Below are 25279 nucleotides of genomic sequence, written 5' to 3' on the forward strand. Positions count from 1 at the left end.
GGAATCTGTACATGATCTCTACCTTGCGACGTGGTCTCCTGGTACTGCTTGCAGCGCTGCCGTTGATGGCCAACGCAGCAGGTTCTGCGCACGAACTGGTGCAGGACACTACCAACAGGATGTTGGCTGACCTGACTGCCAATAAAGAGCAGTACAAGCAAGACCCTTCCAAGTTTTATGAAGCGCTCAACACTATTGTTGGTCCCGTGGTGGATGCTGAAGGTATCTCCAAAAGCATCATGACGGTCAAATATTCGCGCAAGGCCACTCCTGCGCAAATGCAAACGTTCCAGGAAAACTTCAAGCGCGGCCTGTTCCAGTTTTATGGCAACGCTTTGCTTGAGTACAACAACCAGGGCATCACCGTCGCTCCTGCCGGGGATGAGTCGGGTGACCGCACCAGTGTCAACATGAGCGTCAAGGGCAACAATGGTGCCGTTTACCCGGTGCAGTACACGCTGGAGAAGATCAATGGCGAGTGGAAACTGCGCAACGTGATCATCAACGGTATCAACATCGGCAAGCTGTTCCGTGACCAGTTCGCCGACGCCATGCAGCGCAATGGCAACGACCTGGACAAAACCATCAATGGTTGGGCCGGTGAAGTCGCCAAGGCCAAGGAAGAGACCGATAAAACTGCAGGGAAGCCTGCGCAATGACCGAGTCGGCTGTTCGTCTCGGCGACGCTGGCGAGTTGTTCCTCAGCGGCGTGCTGGATTACCGCACCGGGCCTGACCTGCGCAAGCAGGGCCAGGCGCTGATCAAGGCCAGCACTGCCCCTGCGTTGGTGCTGGATTGCTCGGCGGTAACCAAGTCCAGCAGCGTCGGCTTGTCGTTGCTGCTGTGCTTCATGCGTGATGCTGAGGCGGCCAAAAAACCGGTCAGCATCCGTGCATTGCCTGAAGACATGCGTGAAATCGCCGAAGTTTCCGGTTTGACCGAGCTGTTGGTGCATCCTTAATACACATTATCGATGAAGCCCCCCGTCAGAGTCCTGCTATGCGGGGTTCGCAGGCGCGGGGCTTTTTTGTATGATGTGCGACCCGTGCGCACTGGGCGCCGATAGAGGTTGATCATGCAGGCCCTAGAAGTTAAGAGCTTTCTCGAAGGAAAGCTGCCGGATACGAACGTAGAAGTTGAAGGCGAAGGCTGCAACTTCCAGCTGAACGTGATTAGCGATGAACTGGCGGCACTCAGCCCGGTCAAGCGTCAGCAGCAGATCTATGCCCATTTGAACCCGTGGATCACCGATGGCAGCATCCACGCGGTCACTATGAAATTTTTCAGTCGCGCGGCCTGGGCCGAGCGCACCTGAGCCCCCAAGGCGTCGAGATTCTTATGGATAAATTGATTATTACCGGCGGTGCCCGCCTCGATGGCGAGATTCGCATTTCCGGTGCGAAAAACTCTGCCTTGCCGATCCTGGCCGCGACCTTGCTGTGCGATGGCCCGGTAACCGTAGCCAACCTGCCGCACCTGCACGACATCACCACCATGATCGAGCTGTTTGGTCGCATGGGTATTGAGCCGGTAATCGACGAGAAGCTGTCCGTCGAAATCGATCCGCGCACCATCAAGACCCTGATCGCCCCGTACGAACTGGTGAAAACCATGCGTGCGTCGATCTTGGTATTGGGCCCGATGGTCGCCCGTTTCGGCGAGGCCGAAGTCGCATTGCCTGGCGGTTGCGCCATTGGCTCGCGTCCGGTGGACCTGCACATCCGTGGCCTTGAAGCCATGGGCGCGACCATCGACGTCGAAGGCGGCTACATCAAGGCCAAGGCGCCGGAAGGCGGCCTGCGTGGCGCGAACTTCTTCTTTGATACCGTCAGCGTGACCGGTACCGAAAACATCATGATGGCCGCTGCCCTGGCCAACGGCCGCAGTGTTCTGCAAAACGCTGCGCGCGAGCCTGAAGTGGTCGACCTGGCCAACTTCCTGATCGCCATGGGTGCCAACATCACCGGCGCCGGCACCGACACCATCACCATTGACGGTGTGAAACGCCTGCACCCTGCCACCTACAAAGTGATGCCGGACCGTATCGAGACCGGTACCTACCTGGTTGCTGCCGCCGTCACCGGTGGTCGCGTCAAGGTCAAGGACACCGATCCGACCATTCTGGAAGCGGTCCTGGAAAAACTGCGCGAAGCCGGTGCCGAAATCACCACCGGTGAAGACTGGATCGAGCTGAACATGCACGGCAAGCGGCCAAAAGCCGTTAACGTGCGTACCGCTCCGTACCCGGCGTTCCCGACCGACATGCAGGCGCAGTTCATCTCCTTGAACGCCATTGCCGAAGGCACGGGTGCAGTGATCGAAACCATCTTCGAAAACCGCTTCATGCACGTGTACGAACTACACCGCATGGGCGCGAAGATCCAGGTTGAAGGCAACACTGCCATCGTTACCGGCACCGAGAAGCTCAAGGGCGCGCCAGTCATGGCCACCGACCTGCGCGCTTCGGCCAGCCTGGTGATCTCGGCGCTGATCGCCGAAGGCGATACCCTGATCGACCGCATCTACCACATCGACCGTGGTTACGAGTGCATCGAGGAAAAACTGCAGATGCTCGGCGCGAAAATCCGCCGCGTACCGGGCTAGTCCCCACTGCATTGTAGGAGCGAGCTTGCTCGCGAAGAACTCGTGGGCACCGCGTTGAGTCTGAATAAACGCGTTATCGTTGACGTTTTTCACGAGCAAGCTCGCTCCTACATACACTGATTTGTTTCAAGTCGAGGCTGTCATGGCCTCGATCTGTGTCTGGCGCCGTTTGCGACCGGACAGCAATAGCCTGATGAAGGATTGACGTTTCCCATGTTGACCATCGCACTGTCCAAGGGCCGCATCCTTGACGACACTTTGCCGCTTCTGGCTGAAGCGGGCATCGTGCCGACCGAGAATCCGGACAAGAGCCGCAAGCTGATCATCCCTACGACCCAGGACGACGTTCGCCTGCTGATCGTACGGGCTACCGACGTGCCGACTTACGTTGAACATGGCGCGGCCGACCTCGGCGTCGCGGGTAAAGACGTGCTGATGGAATACGGCGGCCAAGGCCTGTACGAGCCGCTGGACCTGCGCATTGCCCTGTGCAAGCTGATGACCGCCGGCCGTGTCGGTGATGTCGAGCCTAAAGGCCGCCTGCGCGTGGCCACCAAGTTCGTCAACGTTGCCAAGCGTTACTACGCCGAACAAGGCCGTCAGGTCGACATCATCAAGCTCTACGGCTCGATGGAGCTGGCGCCGCTGATCGGCCTGGCTGACAAGATCATCGACGTGGTCGACACCGGCAACACCCTGCGTGCCAACGGTCTCGAACCACAGGATTTTATCGCCGATATCAGCTCTCGGCTGATCGTCAACAAAGCGTCGATGAAGATGCAACACGCCCGTATCCAGGCGTTGATCGACACCCTGCGCCAGGCAGTGGACTCTCGACACCGCGGTTGACTCACCTGCGTAGCTGAAAAGCTGCGCCCGTCTATCCGCCTCATAGCCAGAATTCTCAGGTGCCCAAGCGGAAACGACTGCTAGTTTAGGGCGCCTGAGTTTTTGCCAATTCTATTGAGGCCCTCGCTATGACCACGTCCACTGCAATTGCCCGACTCAACGCTGCCGACCCGGATTTCGCCCATCATCTGGATCATCTGCTGAGCTGGGAAAGCGTGTCCGACGACTCGGTCAACCAGCGGGTGCTCGACATTATCAAGGCCGTGCGCGAGCGCGGTGATGCGGCGTTGGTGGACTTCACCCGCCAGTTCGACGGTCTGGACGTCAAGTCCATGTCTGACCTGATCCTGCCCCGCGAACGCCTGGAGCTGGCCCTGACGCGCATCACCGCGCCACAGCGCGAAGCCCTCGAAGTCGCCGCGAGCCGAGTGCGCAGCTACCACGAAAAACAGAAGCAGGACTCCTGGAGCTACACCGAGGCCGACGGCACCGTGCTGGGCCAGAAGGTCACGCCGCTGGACCGTGCTGGTCTGTACGTACCGGGCGGCAAAGCTTCTTACCCGTCCTCAGTATTGATGAACGCGATCCCGGCCAAAGTGGCCGGCGTGACCGAAGTGGTCATGGTGGTACCGACCCCGCGCGGTGAAATCAACGAACTGGTACTGGCTGCCGCATGTATTGCCGGTGTCGACCGCGTGTTCACCATCGGCGGTGCCCAAGCGGTTGCCGCCCTGGCTTATGGCACCGAAAGCGTGCCGAAGGTCGACAAGGTGGTCGGTCCCGGCAACATCTACGTCGCCACTGCCAAGCGCCATGTGTTCGGCCAGGTCGGTATCGACATGATCGCCGGCCCGTCGGAAATCCTCGTGGTGTGCGACGGCCAGACCGACCCGGACTGGATCGCCATGGACCTGTTCTCCCAGGCCGAGCACGACGAAGACGCCCAGGCGATTCTGGTCAGCCCCGACGCCGAGTTCCTCGACAAGGTCGCCGCCAGCATCAATAAGCTGCTGCCGACCATGGACCGCGCCGAGATCATCGAGAAGTCGATCAATGGTCGTGGTGCGCTGATCCTGGTGCGTGACATGGAACAGGCCATCGAAGTGGCCAACCGTATCGCGCCGGAGCACCTGGAGCTGTCCGTGGCCGATCCGCAGGCCTGGCTGCCGTCGATTCGCCATGCGGGTGCGATCTTCATGGGCCGCCACACCAGCGAAGCGCTGGGCGACTACTGCGCCGGCCCTAACCACGTGCTGCCGACTTCCGGCACCGCGCGCTTCTCGTCGCCGCTGGGGGTGTATGACTTCCAGAAACGTTCGTCGATCATCTTTTGCTCTCCACAAGGCGCTTCCGAATTGGGCAAGACCGCCTCGGTGCTGGCCCGTGGTGAATCCCTGAGCGCCCACGCCCGTAGTGCTGAGTATCGAATCCTGGAAGAGGGGAAATAACACATGAGCAAATTCTGGAGCCCCTTCGTCAAGGACCTCGTGCCTTACGTGCCCGGCGAGCAACCGAAGCTGACCAAACTGGTCAAGCTCAACACCAATGAAAACCCCTACGGCCCGTCTCCCAAGGCGTTGGCCGCGATGCAGGCCGAGTTGAACGACAACCTGCGCCTGTACCCGGACCCCAACAGCGACCTGCTCAAGCAGGCCGTGGCCAAGTATTACGGGATCGACGCCGGCAAGGTGTTCCTTGGCAACGGTTCCGATGAAGTCCTGGCGCACATCTTCCACGGCTTGTTCCAGCACGAGCTGCCGCTGCTGTTCCCGGATATCAGCTACAGCTTCTATCCGGTGTACTGCGGTCTCTACGGCATCAAGTCCAACCCGGTGCCGTTGGACGAGCAGTTCCAGATCCGCGTAGCGGACTACGCCAAGCCCAACGGCGGGATCATCTTCCCCAACCCGAACGCGCCCACCGGCTGCGTCCTGGCGCTGGACGCCGTGGAGCAGATCCTCAAGGCCAGCCCGGATTCGGTGGTGGTGGTCGATGAAGCCTATATCGACTTCGGTGGCGAAACCGCCATCAGTCTGGTGGACCGTTACCCGAACCTGCTGGTGACCCAGACCCTGTCCAAGTCGCGCTCACTGGCCGGTTTGCGTGTGGGCCTGGCCGTGGGCCACCCGGACCTCATCGAAGCGCTGGAGCGGGTCAAGAACAGCTTCAACTCCTACCCGCTGGATCGCCTGGCGATTGTCGGCGCGGCAGCGGCCTTCGAGGATCGTGAGTACTTCGAGAAGACGTGCCAGTTGGTTATCGATAGTCGCAACCAGCTGGTCGCGCAACTGGAAGGTAAAGGCTTTGAAGTGTTGCCGTCAGCGGCCAACTTTATCTTTGCCCGCCACCCACGGCACGACGCTGCCGGCCTGGCGGCCAAGTTGCGTGAGCAAGGGGTGATTGTGCGGCACTTCAAGCAGGAGCGGATTGCCCAGTTCCTGCGGATCAGCATCGGTACGCCGGAGCAGAACCAGGCGCTGATCGATGGGTTGGGTGAGCTCTAAGCCACACTGAAGATCAAAAAATGTGGGAGGGGGCTTGCCCCCTCCCGCATTAGGTTCTGCCATATGTGTTAGATCAGCGGCTCTTCCGGCTTCTTGTTCTTCCAGCCATCATTGCCCGGCAGCAGCAGGTTCAAGCCAATCGCTACCACCGCACACAGTGCAATGCCCTTCAGGCCGAAGTCATCCGGACCCGTACCGGTCCCCACCAGCACACCGCCAATGCCGAACACCAGGGTCACCGACACAATCACCAGATTGCGCGCTTCACCCAGGTCGATCCTGTGGCGGATCAACGTGTTCATCCCCACCGCAGCAATCGAGCCGAACAGCAGGCACAGGATCCCGCCCATCACCGGCACCGGGATGCTTTGCAGCAGTGCACCGAACTTGCCGATGAACGCCAGGCTGATGGCAAACACTGCCGCCCAGGTCATGATCTTCGGGTTGTAGTTCTTGGTCAGCATCACCGCGCCCGTTACTTCGGCGTACGTGGTGTTCGGTGGGCCGCCAAACAGGCCGGCGGCGGTGGTGGCAATGCCGTCGCCGAGCAAAGTGCGGTGCAGGCCAGGCTTCTTCAGGTAGTCGCGACCGGTCACGCTGCCTACTGCAATCACACCGCCGATATGTTCGATCGCCGGCGCCAGCGCTACCGGGACGATAAACAGGATCGCCTGCCAGTTGAACTCCGGCGCGGTGAAGTGGGGCAGGGCGAACCACGGTGCGGCGGCGATTTTTGCCGTGTCGACCACGCCAAAGTAGAAGGCCATGGCAAAGCCCACCAGCACGCCGGAGATGATCGGCACCAGGCGGAAGATACCCTTGCCGAACACCGCCACGATCAACGTGGTGAGCAGCGCAGGCATCGAGATCATCATCGCCGTCTGGTAATGAATCAGTTCGGCGCCATCGCCGGATTTCCCCATCGCCATATTCGCGGCGATCGGTGCCATGGCCAGTCCGATGGAAATAATCACCGGGCCGATGACCACCGGAGGCAGCAGGCGGTCGATGAAACCGGTGCCTTTGATCTTCACGGCCAGGCCGAGGAAGGTATAGACAAACCCGGCTGCCATCACCCCGCCCATGGTCGCTGCGAGGCCGAACTGGCCCTTGGCGAGAATAATCGGGGTGATGAAGGCAAAGCTCGACGCCAGGAAGACCGGCACCTGCCGCCCTGTCACCACCTGGAACAACAGCGTGCCCAGGCCGGCGGTGAACAGTGCGACGTTTGGATCAAGACCTGTGATCAGTGGCATCAACACCAGCGCGCCAAATGCGACGAAGAGCATCTGTGCGCCAGACAGGATCTGGCGCCAAAGCGGGTCGTTGAATTCATCCTGCATGCTCACGCGTCCTTCTGCTTGGTGCCGAAGATCTTGTCACCGGCATCGCCCAGGCCTGGGATGATGTAACCGTGTTCGTTCAGGCGCTCATCGATGGAGGCGGTGTAGATCTGCACGTCCGGATGGGCTTTCTCGACGGCCGCGATGCCTTCGGGCGCGGCCACCAGCACCATGGCGCGGATGTCCCGGCAACCGGCTTTTTTCAGCAGGTCGATGGTGGCAACCATGGAGCTGCCGGTGGCGAGCATCGGGTCGATGATCATGGCCAGGCGCTCGTTGATTTCCGGTACGAGTTTTTCCAGGTAGGTGTGGGCCTGCAGGGTTTCTTCGTTGCGGGCTACGCCGACGGCGCTGACCTTGGCGCCCGGAATCAGGCTGAGCACGCCTTCGAGCATGCCGATACCGGCGCGCAGGATCGGCACCACGGTGATTTTCTTACCGGCGATCTTCTCGACCTGAACGGTGCCTGCCCAACCTTCGATGTCGTAGGTTTCCAGAGGCAAATCTTTGGTGGCTTCGTAAGTGAGCAGCGCTCCAACTTCCTGAGCAAGCTCACGGAAATTCTTCGTGCTAATGTCGGCACGGCGCATAAGGCCGAGTTTGTGTCGGATCAGCGGGTGGCGGATCTCGCGAGTGGGCATGGGAAAGGCTCCGGCGGCGGGCAAAAAAACCGGCCTAGATTAATCTATCCGAGGGTGTTGTCCTATAGACATCTAGTACGTTAGTCCATTAAGGCTTGATCGTTGCGCCTCACATGCGTACCTTTGCCCGCTTTTCTTGCCACAGCACCCCTTGGAGAGCGCCATGTCCGCTGATCTCGAGCATATCCGTCAAATCATGCGCGAGGCTGACTGCCTGTACACCGAAGCGCAAGTCGAAGCAGCGATCGCCAAGGTTGGCGCACACATCACCCGCGAAATGGCCGACACCAACCCGGTGGTCTTCTGCGTGATGAACGGTGGCTTGATTTTCGCCGGCAAATTGCTGACTCACCTGCAATTCCCGTTGGAAGCGTCTTACCTGCACGCCACTCGCTATCGCAACGAAACCACCGGCGGCGACCTGTTCTGGAAAGCCAAGCCGGAAGTCTCGTTTATCGACCGCGACGTGTTGATCATCGACGACATCCTCGATGAGGGCCACACCCTGGGTGCGATCATCGACTTCTGCAAACACGCTGGCGCACGCAAAGTGCACACCGCCGTGCTGATCGACAAAGACCACGACCGCAAGGCCCGTCCCGAGTTGAAAGCCGATTTCGTCGGCTTGCCATGCATCGATCGCTACATCTTCGGTTACGGTATGGATTACAAAGGCTACTGGCGCAACGCCAATGGAATCTACGCCGTCAAAGGTATGTAACGTATGACGCACTTTCTTGATCAGACGCTGTTTGCCGAGCTGGCCGAGAAAGCGGGCGCCAGCCCGCGTGGTCGGCATCATCACAACTTCCATCAAATGGAAGAGCCGTGCCATCGCCTGGCCGTGGGTCTGCAGCCCAACACGTATGTGCCGCCACATCGGCACTTGAGCGCTGACAAGGCGGAAACCTTGCTGGTCCTCCAGGGGCGCTTGGGCTTGCTGGTGTTCAGCGATACCGGCGAGGTGCTCGCCAAGCGGGTGATGCAGGCCGGCGGCGAATGCTCGGGCGTCGACCTGCCGCCTGGCGTGTTTCATGGCCTGGTGGTGCTCGCGCCCGACACGGTGATGTTCGAGTGCAAGGCCGGGCCTTATCGGCCGGTGGGCGAGGGCGAACTGGCCGATTGGGCGCCCCGCGAAGGCGACGCCAACGTGGCCGAGTATCAACGCTGGATGCTTGCCCAGTTCGATTGAGCTACAGTGCTGGGCCACCTCTTGCGGAGCGGCCCATGAGCCTGTTGATACGCACCTGCGCCGCCCTGGCGTTGACCGTCAGTTTGCCCCTGGCGGCTGCTCCTGCACCGATGCACAACCAATTCCTGCCGGCCGACGACCTTGCCCTGCGCGCCGAGGCGCCTGACCAGCAGCAGTTGCTGCAAGTCACCGAGTACACCGTGGTGGTGGGCAACCAACGTCAATCCAACCAGCAACCGATCCCCGTGACCTCACCGCTGATGATCCGCCTCAAGGGCAAGTCCCTGAACAAGGGCGCGACCATCAACCAGGTGGTGCTCAACTTCGATGCCGAAAGCAAAAGCCTGAAAAAGCCGGCATACGATGAGAAGAGTAAAACCTTGATCCTGTCGTACCCGGTGGCCCAGTACCGAGTGATTGTCGACTTGCTGCGCAATGACACGGTGTATGTGCAGTTCCTCAGTTACGCCAACGGGCATATCTGGGCGGATTTGCATACCGGTGCTGTTCGTAGCAAATAGCAAAAACACTGAAGATCCAAGTGTGGGATGGGGGCAAGTCCCGTCCCGCATTGGTCCTCGAGCGCTTTCGAAGCCTGTGTTGCACAGGTAGACTTCAAACCCCGTGTAAATGTCTGCTGGCTGGAGTCGGTAATGCGTAAAGATAAGAAACAGGTGATTGGTGACGAGATCGGCGACGATCAGATCAAGTTGTTCCTGGACTTCGAGCCGGTTGACGCGATTTCCCCGTCCTTGCACAAACTGATCAAGGCCTACCGTGGCCTGCGTATAGACGACTTCGAGCGCTTCCTGGTTTTCTTCAAGGAAGCCGGTTTGGACCTGGATGGCAAGGATGAGCACGGCCAGACCTTCGTCGACCTGATCAAGGACCAGCGTAACGCCGCCGAGTACATCGAGCTGATCGACAACGCCCGCGGCTGATGCTTCCTGGCCATAAAAAACGCCCCGTTCTCATCGCGAGAACGGGGCGTTTTTGCTTTTTACTGTAGGAGCGAGCTTGCTCGCGAAAAACCAGAGAACGCCGCGTTAAACCAGATGCGCGGCGTTATCGTTAACGATCTTCGCGAGCAAGCTCGCTCCTATCGGTTTCGGCGGCAGGTTCAACCAGCTCCAGGCTGATGTTGTTCTGCGCGTTGATCTTGCGATACAGCTCAGCATCAGTCTCCAGGACCTTCTCCCGAGCCGGGAAGATCTCGTGCAGCTTGGTCGCCCACTCACCGGCAGCTTTCTGCGGGAAGCAACGCTCGATCAGGTCCAGCATGATCGACACCGTCACCGAAGCGCCTGGGGAGGCACCCAGCAGCGCTGCCAGTGAACCGTCCTTGGCCGCGACCAGCTCGGTGCCAAATTGCAGCACGCCGCCTTTCTTCGGGTCCTTCTTGATGATCTGCACCCGTTGGCCGGCCACTTCCAGGCGCCAGTCTTCAGCTTTGGCTTCCGGGTAGAAACGACGCAGGGATTCCAGGCGCTGTTCCATCGATTGCATCACTTCGCTGACCAGGTACTTGGTCAGGTCCATGTTATCGCGGGCCACAGCCAGCATCGGGCCGATGTTGCCGGCGCGAACCGACAGAGGCAGGTCGAGGAACGAGCCGTGCTTGAGGAACTTGGTGGTGAAGCCGGCGTATGGCCCGAACAGCAGGGATTTCTTGCCGTCGACTACGCGGGTGTCCAGGTGCGGCACGGACATCGGCGGCGAGCCCACGGCAGCCTGGCTGTAGACCTTGGCCTGGTGGTGCTTGACCACTTCCGGGTTGTCGCAACGCAACCACTGGCCGCTGACCGGGAAACCGCCAAACCCTTTGCTTTCTTCGATGCCCGAGGCTTGCAGCAGCGGCAGGGCCGCACCGCCGGCGCCGAGGAACACGAACTTGGCGTCCACTTCGCGGCTGTTGCCGCTGTTGACGTCCTTGATGCTCACGGTCCAGCCCGCACCGTTACGCTTGAGGCCGGTCACGCGCTTGCTGTACTTGACCTGGGCGTCCGGGGAGCTGGTCAGGTGAGCGAGCAACTGGTTGGTCAGGGCGCCGAAGTTGACGTCGGTGCCGTTCATCACGCGGGTGGCCGCGATTTTTTCGTCGAGCGGGCGGCCCGGCATCATCAGTGGCATCCACTCGGCCATCTCGCTGCGGTCTTCGGTGTAGTGCATGTCCGAGAACGCATGGTGCTGGCTGAGGGTTTCAAAGCGCTTCCTGAGGAACTCCACGCCTTTTTCGCCCTGCACGAAGCTCAGGTGCGGCACCGGGCAGATAAAGGACTTGGACGAGCCAAAGGTGCCCTTCTTGGTCAGGTAGGCCCAGAACTGCTTCGACACCTCGAACTGGGTGTTGATGTGCACGGCTTTCTTGATGTCGATGGAGCCATCGGCGGCCTGGGGCGTGTAGTTCAGCTCACACAGCCCGGCGTGGCCGGTACCGGCGTTGTTCCACGGGTTGGAACTCTCCGCGGCACCCGAGTCCATCAGCTCAACGACTTCCAGCTTGAGGCCGGGGTCGAGCTCTTTGAGCAGTACGGCCAGGGTGGCACTCATGATGCCGGCCCCTACCAGTACTACGTCGACTGCTTCGTTATGCGCCATTTAACGCGTCTCCAAAATCTGCAGCACCAAATTGACGGCATGGCTGCCAGGAGTGACGGGGCGGTTCACGTGTTGCCCCAGGGTACCCATGGCCAGGATCGCCATGTCCGTTTCGCAATTCTTTGCAACTTCAGCGCACGCTTCCTGCCCGGCCTGATCTGCCTATGAACGCATTCATGGGCGGCTGTGGCAATTCGACTTATGGTCAAAGCGTGCGATTCGTGCAATCAATCCGTAGCGGACAGGCTCAAGCTCCGGTGTTTGCGGAGTACTCGGGCCTGTGTGGTTGGGCTGTTCCAGACGCTGATGGTGCTTGTACAAACGCCAAACTATTCATTTGCTCGCCACACTCTTGTGAAGTTGTGAAAACCCGTTTTTTTCACGCTCTTTTGAAGACGTGAACCTCAAAAAAGGGCTACCCCGGCCTGGCACCTGGCCCGCAAACCTCTGCCGACACGCGGCAAAACGGGCAAACAACTCAAGTGGCCGAGCGCAATGGCAGCTCTGGCAGATTCGGTAAAGGCGGGTAGTTTGCAAAGGAAACAGCAAGCGCGCCAGCTTCACTCGATCTGTGTGGGCGGCTCTCTGTGGGCGATTCTTGGGGGTTAATACCGAGGCATTAACGATGCTGCGAGGCCCGATCAGGAGACGTCCTTATAATCGGGGGGAGATTGTAGCGAAGAACGTCAGGGAAATGGACGTGTTTTATGACTTTTATTAGGCGTTCGGTCAGGCGGCCAACGCCTGGTGGCGGGACGACCGCGCCGGGCGTGGGCTTACACGGGCGCGGGCCGGCAATGGATGATGCATCCAGCTCAGGCGAATTTCTTCGATTTCCACCCAGCCTTCGCCGACGGGAGGCTGGCAGCACTCTTTGAAGGCCTGGCAACGGCCTTGCGCATCGAGCAGGGCAAACTGGCGAAGGGCGGGCTTGCGCGTAAACAGCGACCAGAGAAAATGCATGGCGATAGACCTCCTAAGATTGGGGCCAAGCATGCCCGTCGGGGATGACGAGCGGATGTAACGGCTATTACATATCGGTGACAACGAACCGCCGCCGGGGCGACAGGTCATAGGTTGTAACTGACGCTAGTTCCCTGCGGGCGCGCCCCGCTATACTGCCCGCCTGTCGGTACCTGATTTCTGGAGAGAAGCGCATGTTGCAACGCCTGTTGTTCGGTTTGATCACTGTGACCAGCTTGACCCTGGTTGGCTGCGCCAACAGCCCGCAGCAACTGAGCCCGGAACCGAAAATCACCACGCAACTGGCCCCGGTGGGCCACGGCCAGCCGGTGTCGGTACGGGTGGTGGACGGTCGTCCTTCGCCGACACTCGGTTCGCGCGGTGGCCTGTACCCGGAAACCGCCCTGGTGTCGGTGAACGCTCAAGACGTGCTGCCCAAGCTGCAAGCCCAGGCCGAAGCAGCTGTGCGCCTGCTGGGGTTCACCCCCAGCCCCAACGCGCCGGGCGCTCCGCAGTTGACGATCACCCTGGCCGAATTGAAGTATCAGTCGCCTAAAGACGGTCTTTACGTGACCGAGGCGTCCATTGGCGCCACCTTCAAGTCCGACGTCACCGCCGGCACTCGTCGCTACAGCGGCCGTTACGGTGCTTCGCTGAACCAGCGTTTCGGCATGTCGCCTAACCAGGAAACCAACACAAAGCTGGTCAGCGACGTCCTGAGTGACGCCTTGACCCGCCTGTTCAAGGACCCAAGCATCGGTTCATTGCTCAGCGCGCAGTAACCGCTCAAACAAAAAAACCGGGCTCAGCGATGAGTCCGGTTTTTTTATGCCTTCAGTTTCACGCGGCCGTGTCGATACAAAAGTCCAGCATGCTCACCCCCGTCAACAGATCGGCCTCCGGCAAGTCCGCATGCTGGTGCCCGCCAAGGGCGCAATACACCAGCCAGTGGCGGTCCTGCACGTTGAACGCGAGGCCGCCGATCAGCGCCTCTTGCTCGTCGCTTGGGGCTATCAGATACAGCCGATCCTGGTTGTGCGCGTGCAGCATGACAAGCTCCTGAATGTTCGAAGGGCAACAGAGTGGCTTGTTAAGGTGACGTTCAGGTGACGCCGTAAATTACTGGATACATTAGCCGTCCATGGGAGAGGGAGCGGTTTGGCGCTGGCTGCCACTACCGTTCAGGTTGATATCTGAACCGATACCCAGACACCGTTTCACCCGAGGTTTGCGATGGCGCTGCCCGCACTGTTGATCAATGTTGTGGCTTTATTGGTGGCCTGCCCAGGCGCAGCGCTGCTGTTCATCACCCGTCTGCGCCAGCAACGCGCCATGGCTGATCTGGCTGCGCAAAGTGAAGAGCGCGCAATTGACCAGCCCATGCTGTTCCTGGATGTGCGCACCGAGCGGGCGAATCGTGTGGCTTACCGCATTGGGTTCGCCTGCCTTGGGTTGGCGCTGGCTATTTCCTGGCTCAGCACCCGAATCTAAAAAACCGCCGCTCCCACATTTTTTTGATCGGTAGTTACAGCGGGATTCCAGCCTTGACCCGATACTGATTGCGCACTGGCGTCGCGTATTGCACCACCAGGAACGGCCGGTGCTCGGCCGGGCATTCGCTCAGGCGCCGCTCCCACTCTGCCTTTGCCTTGGCCAGTTCGTCCGCCGGGAACACGTCGGCCGCCTTTGGCACCTGCAACTGCGGGTCGGCATCGCTCCATTGGGCGTAGGCCAGGTAGTGCACCGGGAACAGCCGATAGCCGCCGAGAATCTGCCGATCCATTTCCACGGCCAGCACTTTGGTGTCTTCGAAGCGCTCGGTAATCGGCGGTGCAAAGTTGATATGTACACGGCCTTTGTAGCCAGTGATGCCCAGGGCAATACTGACGTCATCTTCGCCCGGTGCCTTGACGTAGGTGCCGGTGGTGGCGCGAATATACAGCTCACGTGCTTTGGCGGCATCGCACGGGTCGTACTCGTAGCTGATGGACACCGGCGTCAGGTTAAGTGACTGGATCACCTCAGCAAACGGCTCGTCCTTGCGGCTGACATGGAACATCTTGAGGATCGCCGACTCGGTGCGGTCATCCCCATCCTTGGCGCGGCCTTCGGCCTGGGCGATCCAGATCGACTGGCAGTCGTTGCGGATCGAATGGTTGATGTAGGCCGACAGCAGGTTGAACGCCGCCATCTTCTCCTTTCGCCCGGTGATCGAGCGGTGCACGATGAAGCTCTTGTTCAGGCGCATCAGGTCGCTGACAAATGGCTTTTGCAGCAGGTTGTCGCCGATGGCGATGCGTGGCGTCGGCAGGCCGGCGTGGTAGACGGCATAGTTGACAAAGGCCGGATCCATCACGATGTCGCGATGGTTGGCCAGAAACACATAGGCAGTGCCCGATTTGAGCTGTTCCACGCCGGTATAGGTCACGCCGTCGGTCGCCCGGTCAATGGTGTGGTCGACGTAATACTCGACTTTGTCCTGCAGCGTCGCCACGGTGGTGACACCGGCGAACTCACGGCGCAGTTTGCGCGCGATCATCGGCTTGAGCAGCCAGCCAAGAGTGCCGGCAAAGCGCGGGAAGCGGAAGTGGGTCAGGATGTCCAGAAAGGCCTTGTCACTGAACAGCCGTGCCAGCACTGCCGGGACTTCGCTGTCGTTGTAAGGTCGGATGGTATCGAATTCGCCCATCATGCTCTCTTGTTAGAAACGGCTAGGGTAAGTAAAGGAAATACCAGGGTGTGGCCCAGGTAATTGACCCGGCCGGAAAATAGCCCTGTAAATAGACCGGCGATTATACGCACAAGTCACTTGGGAGACTGCGATGCTGGAAACTGCGCTGTACGATTGTCCTTATTGTGGTGAAGCGGTAGAGACCGCGGTGGATCTATCCGGCGGTGATCAGACGTACATAGAAGACTGTCAGGTGTGTTGCCGACCGATTATTTTCAACCTACAGGTCCATGGTGAAGAGTGGATGCTCGAAACCCGCAGTGAAAACGAATAACAGGTACGCCCATGCAGCGAATCTACGAACCGGAAAACCTGATGGAAGGCGAGCTGCTGCAACAAATGCTTGCCAGCGAGGGCATCGAGGCGCACCTGGTAGGGCGCCATTTGCTCGGCGGTACGGGGGAGTTGCCGATCTTTGGCCTGCTGGGGCTGGAAGTGGCTAACGACCGGGCGGCTGAAGCCCGCGAGCTGATTACCGCCTATATCGGCGCGCAACCTCTGCCCGGCGATGAACCCGACAGCTTCCCCGACGTATTGGTCTGTTAGGCTGTCGGTCGGTTTACCCAAGAGTCGTGTTACCCCATGTGTGGACGTTATGCCCTGTTTCGCTGGAACCCTACCTTTGCTGCCTTGCCTGGCTTCCCGGCCGACCAGCAGGCCCAGTGGAACATCTCCCCGAATGATTCGGTGCTGATCCAGCGCCAGAACGAAGGCCAGCGCACCCTGGCCCGGGCGCGCTGGGGCCTGACGCCGCCCTGGCTGACGGACCTTTCCCGCACCCCGGCCCATGCCCGTGCCGAAACCCTGGCCGAACAACCGATGTTTCGCGAAGCGTTTCGCCAGCGCCGTTGCCTGCTGCCGGCCAACGGTTTCTATGAATGGCGCGGCACCCAGCGCAAACGCCCGTACTGGCTGACGCCGGGGGAGGGCTCCACCTTGTTTTTTGCCGCGATCTGGGAGGCATACCCGGTGCAGGAGCAGGTGTGGCTGAGCACGGCAGTGGTGACCCAGGCCGCCCAGAGTCAGCGCCGGCCGTTGATTCTGGATGCGGCGGGGCAGGCCGCCTGGCTCGATCCCGAGACGCCCTTGCATGTGTTGCAAGGCTTGTTGGCCAGTGAGCCGGTCGCGTTGCGCGAGCGGGTCCTGGCCAACATGGTCAATGATCCCAAGCTCAACGGGCCAGAGTGCCTGACCCCGGCCTGAGCCTGAGGCCGATTGCTCGCTGAATTGTCGGATGTGTGAGATGTATCCGAAATTCATCGGTTACGCGTCTGGTGTATCTGGCGCCGATACAAATGAGCGCCTACGATACGCGCCATGTTTTCAGGGCGTCTTTTCAGGGAGAGTGTATTGATGAAGAAATCATTGGCGGTAAGTGTATTGGCTGCGGCGATGCTGCTGGCCGGGTGTCAGTCGGTCAACACCACCAGCGGCGGCGCCGTCGGGGTTGAGCGCAAGCAATATATGTTCAGCATGCTGTCGAGCCAGGAAGTCGACCAGATGTACGCCCAGTCCTACCAGCAGACCCTGGGCGAGGCCAGTAGCAAAGGCCAGCTGGACAAGACCAGCGCCAATGCCAAGCGCGTGCAGGCGATCGCCAATCGCCTGATCGCCCAGGCGCCCACCTTCCGCCCGGATGCGGCGCAGTGGAAGTGGGAAGTGAACCTGATCAAGAGCGATGAGATGAACGCCAACTGCGGGCCTGGCGGCAAGATTTTCGTGTACAGCGCGTTGATCGACAACCTCAAGCTCACCGATGATGAACTGGCTGCGGTGATGGGCCATGAAATCGCCCACGCCTTGCGTGAGCACGGCCGCGAAGCCATGTCCAAGGCCTACGGCATCGAGATGGCCAAGCAGGGCGCCGGTGCGCTGTTCGGCCTGGGCCAGGACAGCCTGGCGCTGGCCGATACCGTGGCCAACTACGGCATGACCTTGCCCAACAGCCGCAGCAATGAAAACGAAGCGGACCTGATCGGTCTGGAACTGGCGGCTCGCGCCGGCTACAACCCGAACGCGGCCATCACGCTGTGGAACAAGATGGCCAAGGCTTCGGAAGGCGCGCCGCCTGAATTCATGAGCACTCACCCGGCCTCCGACAGCCGGATCGCCTCGTTGCAGGCGGCGATTCCGAAGGTGATGCCGCTCTACCAGAAGGCCAAGAAGTCCTAAGACTTCAACTACAAGTAGCAAGCTTCAAGCTGCAAGAAAAAGCACTGCTTCTTCCTGCAACTTGAGGCTTGAAGCTTGCAGCTAGATCCAGCCACTGCTCTGCATGGCCTTGTACACCGCCACGATGGCCAGGACAAAAAACGCCGTAGCCGCCAGTCGACGAATCAACGTCAGCGGCAGTTTCTCCGCCGCAAAATTCCCCGCCAGAACCACCGGTACGTTGGCAATCAGCATGCCCAGGGTGGTGCCGATAATTACCAGCCACAGCTCCGGATATTGCGCCGCCAGCATCACCGTGGCGATCTGGGTCTTGTCCCCGATTTCCGCCAGGAAGAATGCAATCAGTGTGGTCAGGAACGGCCCGAACTTGCGGGAGGTGCTGGCTTCGTCATCGTCGAGTTTATCTGGCACCAGGGTCCACAGCGCGGTGGCGCAGAAGCTGGCCGCGAGAATCCAGTGCAATACCGCATCCGAGAAGAAACTTCCGAACCAGGCCCCCACGGCACCGGCCGCCGCATGGTTGGCCAGGGTCGCGGCAACGATGCCGGCGATGATCGGCCAGGGCTTGCGAAAGCGTGCGGCAAGGATGAGCGCGAGCAGTTGCGTCTTGTCGCCGATTTCGGCCAAGGCAACGATTGCGGTAGGAACGAGTAATGAATCCAGCATCAGGTAGGCTTCCAGGGGCGGGTCGACACGGCTATGACACGTACAGCCTTCCCGCCCCGGGTAAGGTGTGCGTGTCATAGGTCTTGTCAAACCCCGGTCCGTCTGTGCGGACTCCTGGGTCGCATACGCCATGGCCTGTTGACCAAGTATGTTGACGTATGCCGGACGAGCGTGGCGCTCGTGGGAGACTACTCCCCTAGGACGGAGCGGATTCTGCCTAGGCAAAATCCATTCGGCAAGCCTTCTTTTTCAAATAGCCATCAGCCTCGCTTGGCGCGGTAGATGCGAAAACCATTGCCCTCGGCCTTGACTGCACACACGCTCAGGTGCTCCTCGATCAACGGCTGGTACTTCAGGAAACTGTTGGCAACCAGGCGAAGTTCGCCACCTTTTGCCAGATGTTTCGCCGCCTTTCGCAGCAGGTTCTCGGTGGCGAAATAGTCGGTGTGCACGCCGACATGGAACGGTGGGTTGCTCAAGATTGCATTCAACCCCATCGGCGCGGCGTCGATGCCGTCACCGGTCAATACCTCCGCTTCCAGGCCGTTGGCGGCCAGGGTCAAGCGGCTGCTGGCGGCGGCGAAAGCATCCACATCCAGCATCGTCACGGTATTGTGCGGGTAGCGACGTTTGACCGCCGCCCCCAGTACACCAGCGCCGCAACCGAAGTCGAGCAAATGGCCGCTCGGCAGTTTGTCCAAGTGCTCCAGCAATAACTCGGTGCCGCGATCCAGACGGCCGTGGCTGAACACGCCCGGCAGGCTCACCACCTTCAGCGGTCCCTCCGCAAGGGGCACCTCAAACACCTGCGCCAGGCTCTCCAGCTCGACCGCTTGCGGCGCGTTGGCCACGGTGATTTGCCACAGCTGGCAATGCCGCGCGCTGTCGAGCTTGCGTGGTTTGCCGAAGGGAATCATCTGTTTGGCGGCACTTTCGATACCGCCTTTTTTCTCCCCCACCAGGAACAGCTCGGCGCCGGGCAGGCGTGCGGCCACGGCGTTGAGCAGGTAGTCGGTGAGCTCCTTGGATTTGGGCAGGAAGATTACCGCTGCATCAAACCCACGCTCGGGCACGTTCACGCCGAATTGGCTGCGCTCCGGGAAGCGTGCGTCGAGCGCCGCCTGGTCGCCGGCATGCCAGCACCAGCCGTGGGCGTTGGGCAGCCGACCCAGCAGGTCATCGGCGGGCAAGCCCACCAGCAGCAGGTTGCCTTGAAAAAGTTCGGCCTGACGAAGCAGTACTTCACTGCGCGGATCCATGGTCTGCTCCTTGAAAAGGGGCGCAGTTTATCAACTGACGACGCGCAGCGGGGCGCCGCTGAAAAAGCCCCGGGCGTTTTCTGCCAGTTGGCCGACGATACGCTGGCGCGCTTCACGGCTGCCCCAGGCATTGTGGGGCGTGACGATCAATCGAGGAATATCGCCGGCCAGCAACGGGTTGCCATTGACCGGAGGCTCAACACTCAGCACATCGGTCGCTGCGCCGCCCAAGTGGCCGCTGCGCAAGGCATCGACCAGGGCTTGTTCGTTGATCAAACCACCACGGGCGGTGTTGACGATAAACGCGCCGGGCTTGAGCAGCGCCAATTCACGGGCGCCGATGAGGTCACGGGTGTGTTCATTGAGCGGGCAGTGCAAGGTGAGTGCGTCCACCTGCGCCAGCAATTCATCCAGCGGCACGCGGTCGGCACGGGCAGGGCGCCCGGGAATCGCGCCGAGTAGCACGCGCATCCCGAAGGCTTCGGCCAGGCGCGCCACGGCACTGCCCAACTCGCCATGGCCCAGCAGGCCGAGGGTCTTGCCTTCCAGCTCGACAATCGGGTGGTCCAGCAGGCAGAACTGCTTGGCCTCCTGCCATTTGCCGGCAGTCACATCCCGCTGATAGTCCTTCAGCCGCGTCGCCAGGTTGAGCAACAGCATGATCGTGTGCTGCGCCACCGACGGTGTGCCGTAGCCCTGGCAGTTGCTCACGGTGATGCCATGGGCGCGGGCGGCTTCCAGGTCAATGTTGTTGGTGCCGGTGGCCGAAACCAGGATCAACTTGAGTTCCGGGCAGGCCTCCAGGGTTTCGCGATTGAGCGCGATTTTGTTACTGATCGCCACCTGCGCGCCTTGGAGACGCTCGACCACATTCTGCGGCGTGGTGCCCGTCAACAGCTGCAAGTCGCTGAAACTGTCCCGCAACTCGCTGAGGTCGAGGTCGCCCAGATCCAGGGAGGGGTGATCAAGGAAGACGGCGCGGCGATTGTTCGTCATCAACTGTACCTTTTGCGACAGGGTTCGAAGGCGTAATCTGCCGAGCCTATCAGATGAAATAATCCGTTACTTAATGGAGTGAGTATGTACGCCGCCGAGTTTTTGACCGTAGCCCTGATTCACTTGCTGGCGGTGGCCAGCCCCGGCCCGGATTTCGCGGTGGTAGTGCGCGAGAGTGTGACCCACGGCCGCCGCGCCGGAACCTGGACTGCGTTGGGCGTGGGCTCGGCGATTTTCCTGCACGTGGGCTATTCGTTGCTCGGCATCGGCCTGATCGTGTCCCAGTCCATCGTGTTGTTCAACGCACTGAAATGGGCGGCGGCCGCCTACCTGCTGTACATCGGCTTCAAGGCCCTGCGCGCCAAACCAGCCAAGCCTGCCGCCGAGGGCGAGTTGCACCGCGAAGCGGGCGAGCGTACCCCGCGTGGCGCGTTTACCGCAGGCTTCGTCACCAACGGCCTGAACCCCAAGGCGACGTTGTTCTTCCTGTCGCTGTTCACCGTGGTGATCAACCCGCACACGCCGCTGGCGATCCAGGCCGGTTACGGCGTGTACCTGGCGGTGGCGACGGCGTTGTGGTTCTGCCTGGTGGCCATGCTGTTCAGCCAGCAACGCGTGCGCGCGGGTTTTGCGCGGATGGGGCATTGGTTTGATCGGACCATGGGAGCGGTGTTGATTGCGATTGGGGTGAAGTTGGCGTTTACCAGCGTGAAATAGGGCGGATGCTGGCGCAAAGCTAGCATTTGCGGCGGTCTGCAAATCATTCCTTTGGCTGATTTAGCTGAAACATAACCTCTCTACAGTGCAGGTCTTCAAGCCAAGACCGTGCAGTCATAAAAGGGATTCGTATGTTGCAGACCCGTGTTATTCCGCCCGCCGAAGGTGCGTATCAATACCCGCTGTTGATCAAGCGCCTGTTGATGTCCGGTACCCGTTACGAGAAGACCCGGGAAATCGTCTACCGCGACAAGCTGCGCTACACCTACCCGACCTTGATCGAGCGGGTCGCGCGCTTGGCTAACGTGCTCACCGAAGCCGGAGTCAAGGCCGGTGACACGGTGGCGGTGATGGATTGGGACAGTCATCGTTACCTGGAATGCATGTTCGCCATCCCGATGATCGGCGCGGTAATCCACACCATCAACGTGCGCCTGTCGCCGGAACAGATTCTCTACACCATGAACCACGCCGAGGACCGCTTCGTACTGGTCAACAGCGAGTTCGTGGGGCTCTACCAGGCCATTGCCGGGCAGCTCACCACCGTCGACAAGACCCTGCTGCTCACTGACGGCGAAGCCAAGACCGCCGAGCTGCCCAACCTGGTGGGTGAGTATGAAACCCTGTTGGCTGCCGCCAGCCCGAAGTACGACTTCCAGGACTTCGACGAACACTCCGTCGCCACCACCTTCTACACCACCGGCACCACCGGTAACCCCAAGGGCGTGTACTTCACCCATCGCCAGCTGGTGCTGCACACCATCGGCGTGGCGACCATCATGGGCAGCGTCGACAGCGTGCGCCTGCTGGGCACCAACGACGTGTACATGCCGATCACGCCGATGTTCCACGTGCATGCCTGGGGCCTGCCGTATGTGGCGACCATGCTCGGCCTGAAACAGGTCTACCCCGGCCGCTACGACCCGGAATACCTGGTGGAGCTGTGGCGCAAGGAGAAGGTCACCTTCTCCCACTGCGTGCCGACCATCCTGCAAATGGTGCTCAACGCCAAGGCCGCCCAAGGCGTGGATTTTGGCGGTTGGAAAATCGTCATCGGTGGCAGCGCCCTCAACCGTACGCTGTATGAGGCGGCAAAGGCCCGTGGGATTCAACTGACCGCCGCGTACGGCATGTCCGAGACCGGTCCGCTGGTGTCCTGCGCCCACCTCAACGAAGAACTGATGGCCGGCACCGAGGACGAGCGCATCACCTACCGCATCAAGGCCGGTGTGCCTGGGCCATTGGTGGAGGCGGCGATCATGGACGCTGAGGGTAACTTTCTGCCCGCCGACGGCGAGTCCCAGGGCGAGTTGGTCCTGCGCGCGCCGTGGCTGACCGAGGGTTATTACAACGAGCCGCAGAAGGGCGCCGAGCTGTGGGCGGGCGGCTGGATGCACACGGGCGACGTGGCCACCCTCGATGCATTTGGCGTGATCGATATTCGCGACCGCATCAAGGATGTGATCAAGACCGGCGGCGAGTGGATCTCCTCCCTGGCCCTCGAAGAATTGGTAAGCCGTCACCCGGCGGTACGCGAAGTAGCGGTGGTGGGCATCGCCGACCCGCAGTGGGGCGAGCGCCCGTTTGCGTTGTTGGTGGTGCGTGATGGCCATGAGATTGGGGCTCGCGAGCTCAAGGAACATCTCAAGCCTTTTGTCGAATTGGGCCATTTGAGCAAGTGGGCGATTCCGAGCCAGATTGCCGTTGTTACGGAAATTCCCAAGACCAGTGTCGGCAAGCTCGACAAAAAACGTATCCGCGTTGACATCATTGAATGGCAGGCCAACAACAGCACCTTCCTGTCCACCCTCTGAGCTGATTTGCCGTGCCCTCGTGGCACGGCGATGCTCTATCTCGCGCCTTCACTTGTGATTTGCCAATTTTCAGCCATCCTTGCCGCGTCGGCCTTCGCCGACATGGCGAAAGGACTGTGGCAGACGGGTTGGTGATGCAAATCACACTTTAGAGGGATCAAGCGGTACCCCCTGCTGGCTATAGTCCCACCCAGAGTTTTTCAAGGATGCGTCGCTTCGGGCCATGGAGGTTCAGTTGCCAGGCGGCATTGGAATCGTTGTATTCCGGCCGTTACAAGCATCACAGAAAGAACTCACTGCCATAACAATAATGCACATGGAGTAGCGTCGATGACCTCAGTAAACCAGTTCTGGCGCCGGGCAAGACTGCCCCTGGCCGTCAGTCTCGCCTCTACGCTCGCCGGGCCCGCATTCGGCGTCAGTTTCAATATCGGTGAAATCGAAGGGAGTTTTGACTCGTCGCTGTCTGTGGGGGCGAGCTGGTCGACAGCCAAGCCCAACCGTGACCTCATTGGCGTCAACAATGGTGGCAAGGGATTGTCCCAGACCTCCGATGACGGCCACTTGAACTTCAAGCGTGGGGAAACGTTTTCGAAGATATTCAAGGGTATCCACGATCTGGAACTGAAGTACGGCGATACCGGTGTGTTTGTGCGCGGCAAGTACTGGTATGACTTCGAACTCAAGGATGAAAGCCGTGAGTTCAAGGACATCAGCGATAACAACCGCAAAGAGGGCGCCAAGTCTTCTGGTGGGCAGATTCTTGATGCGTTTATCTACCACAACTATTCCATTGCCGATCAGCCCGGCAACGTGCGGTTCGGTAAGCAGGTAGTGAGCTGGGGTGAAAGCACCTTCATCGGCGGCGGCATCAACTCCGTCAACCCGATCGACGTGTCCGCATTCCGTCGTCCGGGTGCCGAAATCAAGGAAGGCTTGATTCCGGTCAACATGTTCTATGTGTCGCAAACCCTGACCGATAACTTGTCGGCAGAAGCGTTTTATCAGTTGGAATGGGACCAGACCGTTACGGATAACTGCGGGACGTTCTTCTCTCAGCCTGATGTTATTTCCGATGGCTGTACGGACAACCTCCGACTGCTCAGCAAACGTTCGTTCCTCGCGACTCAGCCTGGCGCGTTACCGCTGCTGAACAACTTTGGGGTCAACGTTAACGAAGAGGGCGTGCTGGTCAAGCGTGGGCCTGATCGTGATGCGCGCGACAGTGGTCAATTCGGCGTGGCGTTTCACTATAACTACGAACCGCTGGACACCGAGTTCGGCGCCTACTTCATGAACTATCACAGCCGGGCTCCGATTTTCAGTGCGCGGGGGGCGTCGGCTGCGACTTATGCAGCGGCCAACTCTCTGACACCTACGCCGGCGGTGGGCCTGCGTCCGCTCATTGTCGCGGGTAACTCCAGCTACTTTGTCGAGTACCCAGAGGATATCCGCCTTTATGGCTTGAGCTTCTCCACGACGTTACCTACCGGCACGGCATGGAGCGGAGAACTCAGCTACCGACCAAACGCTCCGGTGCAACTCAATACCACTGACATCCTCTACGCGGGCGTCACGCCGCTGATTGGTCTGGGCGCTGCTTCTCCGCTCAAGGGTGCTGCCGACACGGACCTGAACGGCTATCGCCGTAAGGAAATCACTCAGTTCCAGACAACCTTCACGCACTTTTTCGATCAGGTCATGGGTGCCAGTCGTCTTACGCTGGTCGGCGAAGTGGGCGTGACGCATGTGGGGGGCTTGGAAAGCCGCGACAAAGCGCGTTACGGGCGTGACCCTGTGTACGGCCCTGGACAAGGTGCTCTCTGTGCAACGCTTAACTCCGGCACGATCACCGGTGCCGGTCCTGGTGCCGATGCCAGCAACCGTACGGCTAACTGCAACAATGATGGCTTCACCACCTCCACTTCCTGGGGCTACCGTGGCCGCGCAATCTGGGAATACCCGGATGTCTTTGCCGGTGTGAATCTCAAACCCAACGTGGCGTGGTCCCATGACGTGAGCGGTTATTCGCCAGGTCCTGGTGGCAACTTTGAAGAGGGTCGCAAAGCGGTGAGCCTGGGGTTGGATGCTGAGTATCAGAACACCTACACAGCGAGCCTTGCCTATACCAACTTCTTTGGGGGCGACTTCAATACCTCGAGTGACCGCGACTTCGTCGCCCTGAGCTTCGGCGCGAACTTCTAAGCACACTGTATTTTCAGGAAGACCA

At 60.1% G+C, this 25279-nt stretch carries 29 protein-coding genes and 1 riboswitch; of the genes, 20 read left to right on the plus strand and 9 right to left on the minus strand.

What is annotated here, in order from left to right; genetic code table 11:
- Nucleotides 1-11: 11 nt before the first annotated feature.
- The 7 genes from HCF10_RS01145 to hisC all read left to right on the plus strand — a co-directional run bounded on the left by HCF10_RS01145 (nt 12) and on the right by hisC (nt 5957).
- The gene (locus HCF10_RS01145) at nt 12-659 is read left to right on the plus strand and encodes an MlaC/ttg2D family ABC transporter substrate-binding protein (RefSeq protein WP_167654731.1); all 648 of its coding nucleotides are present in this window, start codon (nt 12-14) and stop codon (nt 657-659) included.
- Entirely contained in the window at nt 656-961 is a 306-nt protein-coding gene (locus HCF10_RS01150; RefSeq protein WP_131698416.1) for an STAS domain-containing protein, read from the plus strand. The genes HCF10_RS01145 and HCF10_RS01150 overlap by 4 nt, the downstream gene beginning before the upstream one ends.
- 114 nt (nt 962-1075) lie before the next feature.
- A complete protein-coding gene (locus HCF10_RS01155) occupies nt 1076-1315 on the plus strand; it encodes a BolA family protein (RefSeq protein WP_027604803.1) in 240 nt (79 codons plus the stop codon).
- Between the two features lie 23 nt (nt 1316-1338).
- On the plus strand, nt 1339-2604 hold the full coding sequence (gene murA / locus HCF10_RS01160; protein WP_024073479.1) for a UDP-N-acetylglucosamine 1-carboxyvinyltransferase: 1266 nt from the start codon (nt 1339-1341) through the stop codon (nt 2602-2604).
- 213 nt (nt 2605-2817) lie between these two features.
- Nucleotides 2818-3453, plus strand: a complete 636-nt coding sequence (gene hisG, locus HCF10_RS01165; protein ID WP_167654732.1) for an ATP phosphoribosyltransferase — start codon at nt 2818-2820, stop codon at nt 3451-3453.
- A 128-nt stretch (nt 3454-3581) separates the two neighbouring features.
- Entirely contained in the window at nt 3582-4901 is a 1320-nt protein-coding gene (gene hisD / locus HCF10_RS01170) for a histidinol dehydrogenase (protein ID WP_131698415.1), read from the plus strand.
- Nucleotides 4902-4904: 3 nt separating this feature from the next.
- Entirely contained in the window at nt 4905-5957 is a 1053-nt protein-coding gene (hisC, locus tag HCF10_RS01175; RefSeq protein WP_131698414.1) for a histidinol-phosphate transaminase, read from the plus strand.
- A gap of 68 nt (nt 5958-6025) precedes the next feature.
- Here the strand turns inward: hisC and HCF10_RS01180 are convergent, their stop codons facing one another.
- Nucleotides 6026-7300, minus strand: a complete 1275-nt coding sequence (locus tag HCF10_RS01180; RefSeq protein WP_131698413.1) for a uracil-xanthine permease family protein — start codon at nt 7298-7300, stop codon at nt 6026-6028.
- Between the two features lie 2 nt (nt 7301-7302).
- Entirely contained in the window at nt 7303-7941 is a 639-nt protein-coding gene (gene upp, locus HCF10_RS01185; RefSeq protein WP_027604798.1) for a uracil phosphoribosyltransferase, read from the minus strand.
- Between the two features lie 163 nt (nt 7942-8104).
- Here upp and HCF10_RS01190 point away from each other — a divergent pair, with 163 nt between their 5' ends.
- From HCF10_RS01190 to HCF10_RS01205, 4 genes are all read left to right on the plus strand, one after another.
- On the plus strand, nt 8105-8662 hold the full coding sequence (locus HCF10_RS01190) for a hypoxanthine-guanine phosphoribosyltransferase (RefSeq protein ID WP_131698412.1): 558 nt from the start codon (nt 8105-8107) through the stop codon (nt 8660-8662).
- A 3-nt stretch (nt 8663-8665) separates the two neighbouring features.
- Nucleotides 8666-9133, plus strand: a complete 468-nt coding sequence (locus HCF10_RS01195; protein ID WP_167654733.1) for a WbuC family cupin fold metalloprotein — start codon at nt 8666-8668, stop codon at nt 9131-9133.
- Nucleotides 9134-9168: 35 nt separating this feature from the next.
- Nucleotides 9169-9654, plus strand: coding sequence for a hypothetical protein (locus tag HCF10_RS01200; protein ID WP_145335330.1), 486 nt, complete (start codon nt 9169-9171; stop codon nt 9652-9654).
- A 132-nt stretch (nt 9655-9786) separates the two neighbouring features.
- The gene (locus tag HCF10_RS01205; protein WP_145335328.1) at nt 9787-10074 is read left to right on the plus strand and encodes a PA4642 family protein; all 288 of its coding nucleotides are present in this window, start codon (nt 9787-9789) and stop codon (nt 10072-10074) included.
- Nucleotides 10075-10204: 130 nt separating this feature from the next.
- On the opposite strand, the gene mqo is transcribed toward HCF10_RS01205, so the two are convergent.
- Together mqo and HCF10_RS01215 are read right to left on the minus strand one after the other, a co-directional pair.
- Nucleotides 10205-11731, minus strand: coding sequence for a malate dehydrogenase (quinone) (mqo, locus tag HCF10_RS01210; RefSeq protein WP_167654734.1), 1527 nt, complete (start codon nt 11729-11731; stop codon nt 10205-10207).
- A 729-nt stretch (nt 11732-12460) separates the two neighbouring features.
- On the minus strand, nt 12461-12694 hold the full coding sequence (locus HCF10_RS01215) for a hypothetical protein (RefSeq protein ID WP_131698407.1): 234 nt from the start codon (nt 12692-12694) through the stop codon (nt 12461-12463).
- 194 nt (nt 12695-12888) lie between these two features.
- On the opposite strand from HCF10_RS01215, the gene HCF10_RS01220 reads away from it, so the two are divergent.
- Nucleotides 12889-13476, plus strand: coding sequence for a YajG family lipoprotein (locus HCF10_RS01220; protein WP_131698406.1), 588 nt, complete (start codon nt 12889-12891; stop codon nt 13474-13476).
- Nucleotides 13477-13534: 58 nt separating this feature from the next.
- Here HCF10_RS01220 and HCF10_RS01225 read toward each other — a convergent pair whose 3' ends face one another.
- The gene (locus HCF10_RS01225) at nt 13535-13744 is read right to left on the minus strand and encodes a hypothetical protein (protein ID WP_090409383.1); all 210 of its coding nucleotides are present in this window, start codon (nt 13742-13744) and stop codon (nt 13535-13537) included.
- 183 nt (nt 13745-13927) lie between these two features.
- On the opposite strand from HCF10_RS01225, the gene HCF10_RS01230 reads away from it, so the two are divergent.
- Nucleotides 13928-14185 (plus strand): hypothetical protein, encoded by a 258-nt coding sequence (locus HCF10_RS01230; protein ID WP_131698405.1) that lies wholly within the window; start codon nt 13928-13930, stop codon nt 14183-14185.
- A gap of 34 nt (nt 14186-14219) precedes the next feature.
- Here HCF10_RS01230 and HCF10_RS01235 read toward each other — a convergent pair whose 3' ends face one another.
- Nucleotides 14220-15383 carry a 1-acyl-sn-glycerol-3-phosphate acyltransferase gene (locus HCF10_RS01235; protein ID WP_178116709.1) on the minus strand — a complete coding sequence of 388 codons (1164 nt, stop codon included), beginning with the start codon at nt 15381-15383 and terminating at the stop codon, nt 14220-14222.
- Between the two features lie 133 nt (nt 15384-15516).
- On the opposite strand from HCF10_RS01235, the gene HCF10_RS01240 reads away from it, so the two are divergent.
- From HCF10_RS01240 to HCF10_RS01255, 4 genes are all read left to right on the plus strand, one after another.
- Nucleotides 15517-15699 (plus strand): CPXCG motif-containing cysteine-rich protein, encoded by a 183-nt coding sequence (locus HCF10_RS01240; RefSeq protein ID WP_027604787.1) that lies wholly within the window; start codon nt 15517-15519, stop codon nt 15697-15699.
- Nucleotides 15700-15710: 11 nt separating this feature from the next.
- On the plus strand, nt 15711-15971 hold the full coding sequence (locus HCF10_RS01245) for a putative signal transducing protein (protein ID WP_131698403.1): 261 nt from the start codon (nt 15711-15713) through the stop codon (nt 15969-15971).
- Nucleotides 15972-16007: 36 nt separating this feature from the next.
- On the plus strand, nt 16008-16628 hold the full coding sequence (locus HCF10_RS01250; RefSeq protein WP_131698402.1) for an SOS response-associated peptidase: 621 nt from the start codon (nt 16008-16010) through the stop codon (nt 16626-16628).
- Nucleotides 16629-16778: 150 nt separating this feature from the next.
- Nucleotides 16779-17597 (plus strand): M48 family metallopeptidase, encoded by an 819-nt coding sequence (locus tag HCF10_RS01255; protein WP_131698401.1) that lies wholly within the window; start codon nt 16779-16781, stop codon nt 17595-17597.
- A gap of 81 nt (nt 17598-17678) precedes the next feature.
- Here the strand turns inward: HCF10_RS01255 and HCF10_RS01260 are convergent, their stop codons facing one another.
- The 3 genes from HCF10_RS01260 to HCF10_RS01270 form a co-directional block, all read right to left on the minus strand.
- Complete coding sequence (locus HCF10_RS01260; protein WP_092487038.1) at nt 17679-18263, minus strand: TMEM165/GDT1 family protein; 585 nt, start codon at nt 18261-18263, stop codon at nt 17679-17681.
- An 88-nt stretch (nt 18264-18351) separates the two neighbouring features.
- Nucleotides 18352-18473: riboswitch (yybP-ykoY riboswitch) on the minus strand.
- Nucleotides 18474-18523: 50 nt separating this feature from the next.
- Complete coding sequence (locus HCF10_RS01265) at nt 18524-19522, minus strand: class I SAM-dependent methyltransferase (protein ID WP_167654735.1); 999 nt, start codon at nt 19520-19522, stop codon at nt 18524-18526.
- Between the two features lie 30 nt (nt 19523-19552).
- Nucleotides 19553-20518, minus strand: coding sequence for a 2-hydroxyacid dehydrogenase (locus tag HCF10_RS01270; protein ID WP_167654736.1), 966 nt, complete (start codon nt 20516-20518; stop codon nt 19553-19555).
- A gap of 84 nt (nt 20519-20602) precedes the next feature.
- On the opposite strand from HCF10_RS01270, the gene HCF10_RS01275 reads away from it, so the two are divergent.
- From HCF10_RS01275 to HCF10_RS01285, 3 genes are all read left to right on the plus strand, one after another.
- Nucleotides 20603-21235 carry a LysE family translocator gene (locus tag HCF10_RS01275; protein ID WP_131698398.1) on the plus strand — a complete coding sequence of 211 codons (633 nt, stop codon included), beginning with the start codon at nt 20603-20605 and terminating at the stop codon, nt 21233-21235.
- Nucleotides 21236-21366: 131 nt separating this feature from the next.
- Nucleotides 21367-23049, plus strand: a complete 1683-nt coding sequence (locus tag HCF10_RS01280; protein ID WP_167654737.1) for a fatty acid--CoA ligase — start codon at nt 21367-21369, stop codon at nt 23047-23049.
- Between the two features lie 330 nt (nt 23050-23379).
- The gene (locus tag HCF10_RS01285) at nt 23380-25254 is read left to right on the plus strand and encodes a DUF1302 domain-containing protein (protein WP_131698396.1); all 1875 of its coding nucleotides are present in this window, start codon (nt 23380-23382) and stop codon (nt 25252-25254) included.
- The last annotated feature ends 25 nt before the right edge of the window (nt 25255-25279 follow it).

The sequence above is a fragment of the Pseudomonas sp. B14(2022) genome (assembly GCF_012030485.1).
GTDB lineage: Bacteria > Pseudomonadota > Gammaproteobacteria > Pseudomonadales > Pseudomonadaceae > Aquipseudomonas.

Bases quoted from the DNA above. Each gene is read 5' to 3' on its own strand.
- murA (WP_024073479.1), top strand. From the start codon at position 1,339: ATGGATAAATTGATTATTACCGGCGGTGCCCGCCTCGATGGCGAGATT.
- HCF10_RS01240 (WP_027604787.1), top strand. From the start codon at position 15,517: ATGCTGGAAACTGCGCTGTACGATTGTCCTTATTGTGGTGAAGCGGTA.
- HCF10_RS01180 (WP_131698413.1), bottom strand. From the start codon at position 7,300: ATGCAGGATGAATTCAACGACCCGCTTTGGCGCCAGATCCTGTCTGGC.
- HCF10_RS01205 (WP_145335328.1), top strand. From the start codon at position 9,787: ATGCGTAAAGATAAGAAACAGGTGATTGGTGACGAGATCGGCGACGAT.
- hisG (WP_167654732.1), top strand. From the start codon at position 2,818: ATGTTGACCATCGCACTGTCCAAGGGCCGCATCCTTGACGACACTTTG.
- HCF10_RS01285 (WP_131698396.1), top strand. From the start codon at position 23,380: ATGACCTCAGTAAACCAGTTCTGGCGCCGGGCAAGACTGCCCCTGGCC.
- HCF10_RS01255 (WP_131698401.1), top strand. From the start codon at position 16,779: ATGAAGAAATCATTGGCGGTAAGTGTATTGGCTGCGGCGATGCTGCTG.
- HCF10_RS01245 (WP_131698403.1), top strand. From the start codon at position 15,711: ATGCAGCGAATCTACGAACCGGAAAACCTGATGGAAGGCGAGCTGCTG.
- HCF10_RS01150 (WP_131698416.1), top strand. From the start codon at position 656: ATGACCGAGTCGGCTGTTCGTCTCGGCGACGCTGGCGAGTTGTTCCTC.
- HCF10_RS01260 (WP_092487038.1), bottom strand. From the start codon at position 18,263: ATGCTGGATTCATTACTCGTTCCTACCGCAATCGTTGCCTTGGCCGAA.
- HCF10_RS01275 (WP_131698398.1), top strand. From the start codon at position 20,603: ATGTACGCCGCCGAGTTTTTGACCGTAGCCCTGATTCACTTGCTGGCG.
- HCF10_RS01265 (WP_167654735.1), bottom strand. From the start codon at position 19,522: ATGGATCCGCGCAGTGAAGTACTGCTTCGTCAGGCCGAACTTTTTCAA.
- HCF10_RS01225 (WP_090409383.1), bottom strand. From the start codon at position 13,744: ATGCTGCACGCGCACAACCAGGATCGGCTGTATCTGATAGCCCCAAGC.
- HCF10_RS01190 (WP_131698412.1), top strand. From the start codon at position 8,105: ATGTCCGCTGATCTCGAGCATATCCGTCAAATCATGCGCGAGGCTGAC.
- HCF10_RS01250 (WP_131698402.1), top strand. From the start codon at position 16,008: ATGTGTGGACGTTATGCCCTGTTTCGCTGGAACCCTACCTTTGCTGCC.
- HCF10_RS01155 (WP_027604803.1), top strand. From the start codon at position 1,076: ATGCAGGCCCTAGAAGTTAAGAGCTTTCTCGAAGGAAAGCTGCCGGAT.
- HCF10_RS01220 (WP_131698406.1), top strand. From the start codon at position 12,889: ATGTTGCAACGCCTGTTGTTCGGTTTGATCACTGTGACCAGCTTGACC.
- mqo (WP_167654734.1), bottom strand. From the start codon at position 11,731: ATGGCGCATAACGAAGCAGTCGACGTAGTACTGGTAGGGGCCGGCATC.
- HCF10_RS01230 (WP_131698405.1), top strand. From the start codon at position 13,928: ATGGCGCTGCCCGCACTGTTGATCAATGTTGTGGCTTTATTGGTGGCC.
- HCF10_RS01235 (WP_178116709.1), bottom strand. From the start codon at position 15,383: ATGGGCGAATTCGATACCATCCGACCTTACAACGACAGCGAAGTCCCG.
- upp (WP_027604798.1), bottom strand. From the start codon at position 7,941: ATGCCCACTCGCGAGATCCGCCACCCGCTGATCCGACACAAACTCGGC.
- hisC (WP_131698414.1), top strand. From the start codon at position 4,905: ATGAGCAAATTCTGGAGCCCCTTCGTCAAGGACCTCGTGCCTTACGTG.
- HCF10_RS01200 (WP_145335330.1), top strand. From the start codon at position 9,169: ATGAGCCTGTTGATACGCACCTGCGCCGCCCTGGCGTTGACCGTCAGT.
- HCF10_RS01145 (WP_167654731.1), top strand. From the start codon at position 12: ATGATCTCTACCTTGCGACGTGGTCTCCTGGTACTGCTTGCAGCGCTG.
- HCF10_RS01270 (WP_167654736.1), bottom strand. From the start codon at position 20,518: ATGACGAACAATCGCCGCGCCGTCTTCCTTGATCACCCCTCCCTGGAT.
- HCF10_RS01195 (WP_167654733.1), top strand. From the start codon at position 8,666: ATGACGCACTTTCTTGATCAGACGCTGTTTGCCGAGCTGGCCGAGAAA.
- HCF10_RS01215 (WP_131698407.1), bottom strand. From the start codon at position 12,694: ATGCATTTTCTCTGGTCGCTGTTTACGCGCAAGCCCGCCCTTCGCCAG.
- HCF10_RS01280 (WP_167654737.1), top strand. From the start codon at position 21,367: ATGTTGCAGACCCGTGTTATTCCGCCCGCCGAAGGTGCGTATCAATAC.
- hisD (WP_131698415.1), top strand. From the start codon at position 3,582: ATGACCACGTCCACTGCAATTGCCCGACTCAACGCTGCCGACCCGGAT.